This is a genomic window from Terriglobia bacterium, assembly GCA_032252755.1.
In the GTDB taxonomy this organism is placed as follows: Bacteria; Acidobacteriota; Terriglobia; order Terriglobales; family Acidobacteriaceae; genus JAVUPY01.
The window spans coordinates 1-3,735 of record JAVUPY010000092.1; the positions used below are offsets into that span (position 1 = coordinate 1).

The following is a 3,735-nucleotide window of genomic DNA, read 5'->3' on the forward strand; positions in this document are numbered from 1 at the left end:
TTTTCGATGGAATGCCACCGGGAACAACAGTGGTATCGTGCGCTGAAGGATGTGCCGGATAATGCCGCGGCGGCGGGGATCGCGCGCCATGAGGCCAACTCCCATTTTGCTGAGCCTGTTTGGGGTCCAGCGGAACAGGTAGCTCCACGCGATCTCGGAGGAGAGTTCTGCCATTGCCTCGCCGGAACCGGGCCGCAGTATGAAGTCAATGCTTCGGAACTTCTCCCCTGTGGGGTCCCACATTTGCGGCTCCCAAAACTTCGTTCCAGGCAGTGGAGTAAACGGGATGAAGAAGATCTCGTCCAGCGGCAGTTGTTGTGCGGAATCGAAAAGAGCCCGCACGGTCTGTGGTGTGTCCCAAGGAAGACCGTAGATGAGACTCCCGAATGTCACTACCTGGGCGTACTTGGAATGTAGAATCTCTGCTGCACGCGCAGCCTCACCGTTGAGATTTCCTTTGCCGAGCCGAGCGAGTTCGGCGGGATCCAGCCGCTCGATGCCAAGATACGCCTCGTTCCAGCCGGATTCGCAACAGAGTTTCAGCGCACCTGAAGCGTGATCGCGAACTACGTAGTCTGCCCGGACCCAGGCACTCTGTCCAATGATCCGATCTTCTCTGAGCATGAGTTCTGCCAGACGGGCTCCAGTCTGCGGGTCGGCATTGAAGCACGGATCGACCCAGCCCAGATAGCGTCGCTGAAACCGGTCCATGAGAATACGAACCTCTTCCAGCAAGCGTTCAGGGGACTTGACACGAAGGTATGGTACAGGCCGATCAGCATGAATACGCCCCATCTGGCGCCAAAGAATGCAGAAATGGCAGCCATGGGTGCATCCTCGAGCCGACTCGATGCTGGCGAAGTTAGTGTGATGTCGACTCCTGCCTCCGTACTTCTCCATTGGGAGGAGGTCGTATGCAGGAAACGGGAGGTCATCAAGATTGGCCACGAGTTCGCGCCAGCCGGTGAAGACGACTTCCTCACGGTCGAGAAAGGAGATGCCTGCGACTGCGCGGAGCGCTTTGGGATCGTTCTCCAAGAGGGCCTGCGCCAATTCGACGATGGTCAGTTCGCCTTCGCCGTGAACGACGACGTCCACAAGACCTGTCGCAAGAACCTGCGGAGCTACGTTGGAAAAGAAACATCCGCCTGCGACAACCCGGGCTCTCAGTTCATGGGCAAGCCTGGCGATGCGAAGTCCTTCGACGCAGCTGACTGCCTCTTCTCCAATCCCGATGTATTCGGGTTGCAGAGATCGAAGATGTTGGGTCAGCGTGCTCCAGCCCATCGACAGCGCAGGGGCGTCGAGAATTGCCACGCGCAGATTTGGCAGCTTTTCGCGCAGAGCAGCTGCCATTGAAGCAAAAGCAAGCGGCGGCCAGAACGCGGTACTCGGACCGTTGAATGGCCACAAAGGGCGCGGAGGGCGCACAAAAAGAAAAAGTGGCTTCATTGCGAAGAGAGCTCAGAGTGGGGGCGCAGGGCCCGTAGTGTTGCCGGGAGAACGACGAAATTCATCACTGTGAGCAAGCTGAGATCGATGAATCCGACAGTTCCAAGGCCGGCGAGAACGATTGCCGTAATTCTGCCGCCTGTACGCACCGCGAATAACAAGAGCGCGATTAGCGTGGCGATGAGCAAGAAGTAAGCGCTGACTCTTGAAGCGCTATTGGTTTTCCATTTGTCCCAGAGGGTCATCGGATTCAACGCCAGGTAGTAAACGAGTCCAAAGCCGAACAGCGCGCCGGTGAATGTTCGCATGAGGCCGCCATGAGCAACGAAATGAAATCCAAATGGAAACATGATGAGCATGCAAATACCGTGGACCCAGTAGAGAAATGGACGGGGGCGCAGGCGAAAGATCAGGATGAGGATGAGGGCGCAGAATGCACCGACATACAATCCGGTGCAACGCTGGCAAAACGGCAGCGTCTGGCCACCGAGTGTCCAGCAGTGTTGCTGACCGCAAACGAAAGAGAAGAGAGCGCGCAGGAAGTTCATCACTTTGTCGTGGCCGCGTGCGGTGCGGTTTTCTGCGCTTGTGGGACATGAATGCGCGTGATGTGATGTGCCGGATGTTGCACATCGATCAGGAACAAGGCCCGGTCGGCATCGGCGATATTGTCTTTGCCGAGATAAGCGGGGGTAGCGGCAATCCAATTCCCATCCGGAGACAATGAAACTCGCATGCTTGTCATCAATTGGGGCCCCAAGCCTTCAATGTCCATCGCATTGATATTGGCGATCTTCGTCAAGCGTGCAGGGGTTCCAGCGACAGGGATTTCGGCAAGCCAGTAGCCAGTCGCCTTTTCCTTCTCATCCATTGTGATTGCGGAAGCATACAATGTCTTGCCGTCGCGCGACCAGACCAGGTTTCCCAATCGCACAACCTTGCCGCCAAAATCAGGAGAGAGTGTGCCGAGCAAACCCTTCTTTTCATCCAGAAACACTATCTTGTACACATCGTCCTTGTCCCCGATCATCGCCATACGCGTACTGTCGGGCTCCCAAGCAACAATAAGAGCATCGCCCAGATCGATACCGCCAATCTCGGACTTCCAGAGTGTGAAGTTGGGCTTCAGGGTGACTTCTTTCAGATCAATCCGGCCGAACTCCCAACCGCTTTCCGTCGCGTCCTTATCCTCTGTAGTAGCGGCGGAGCGCGAGATATCACGCACATAAAGCAACTCACCGTGGTGTTCCGAGATGAAGCCGGTGCCGTCCGGGATGGTGCTGGATCCGATTTCTCCGGTGACAAGATTGATCCAGTGCAAACCGTCACGGCCGCCGAGATACACCTTCTTATCCAATTGCGGCACCATCGTGGGTGTCCAGCAAGCGACTTTTGGGCCGAGATTATAAGCCTGCACGGGCGATTTCCTGTTGACGGGGATCGATATCACCACGCAATCGGTGTCGCCATCATCTTTTGAGCTGGCGATCAGAGCTGTAATCCCATCCGCCTGCCATGCAGGAAACAAAATCACGTCGTCGTCTTTGTTCACATCGACTAATTGCCGAACGAAGATTGTTCTCGCAGTATGTGTCGCGCGGTCATACACTGCGATGGCGATTCGGGAGTTCTCGATATCGCGATACCCAAAGAGGATTTTGGAGCCATTGGGACTCCAACTCGGACCACCGACACAGGCGAGGATGAAAGCAGCCCATCCCACAAGTCCGATGGCAAAGAGGATCACATGAAGCCATCGTGCTGAACCTGGTCGGCGGGCCTGCGGGGCAATTGGAGAAGAGTTGCCGGATGTGCCATTTCCCTCATGCATCAGGTCACCTCGTGATGGGCTCGATGGAGAGAGATGATGAAGACCTCAATCCGAGCGGGGGGAGGAGATCCTATCTGTCTACCCAATCTAGTCCTATTACCGCGGGCAAGCAGTGATGATAGTCACAGGCAGCCAAGCTTTAACGCGGACCGACGCGAGTTCCGCCCTGTCTGTGGGCAATCCGAATCTAACGCTGCTCGGGGCTTGTCTTCGAGAGTTGGAGGGCCCAAATCGGGTCTAGGTATTGGGAAACGGGGCAGCATCCACGCGTGCTTGGTTGCCGCCTGCGTCCGGAAAGCTGGCGCAGAGCCGACTTTTCACCTTGGTCGTCGCGGCCACACTCATCGACGACACTGCCGCGAGGACGATTGAAGACAACGCCATTTTCATCTTGCGGAGCCCTTTCGTTTAGCGGAACTCTTGACCGTACATTGGTCGCGGAAGAAGCTGCA

General features: G+C 56.3%; 3 protein-coding genes. All 3 read right to left on the reverse strand.

Going from position 1 to position 3,735, the window contains the following annotated elements; translation table 11 throughout:
- On the reverse strand, window positions 1–1,452 hold a 1,452-nt coding region (locus tag ROO76_22695; GenBank protein MDT8070979.1), incomplete at its 3' end, for a radical SAM protein.
- Window positions 1,449–2,000 carry a DUF2085 domain-containing protein gene (locus ROO76_22700; GenBank protein ID MDT8070980.1) on the reverse strand — a complete coding sequence of 184 codons (552 nt, stop codon included), beginning with the start codon at window positions 1,998–2,000 and terminating at the stop codon, window positions 1,449–1,451. The genes ROO76_22700 and ROO76_22695, both read right to left, overlap by 4 nt.
- Entirely contained in the window at window positions 2,000–3,004 is a 1,005-nt protein-coding gene (locus ROO76_22705; protein ID MDT8070981.1) for a hypothetical protein, read from the reverse strand. The genes ROO76_22700 and ROO76_22705 overlap by 1 nt, the downstream gene beginning before the upstream one ends.
- Window positions 3,005–3,735 lie beyond the last annotated feature (731 nt).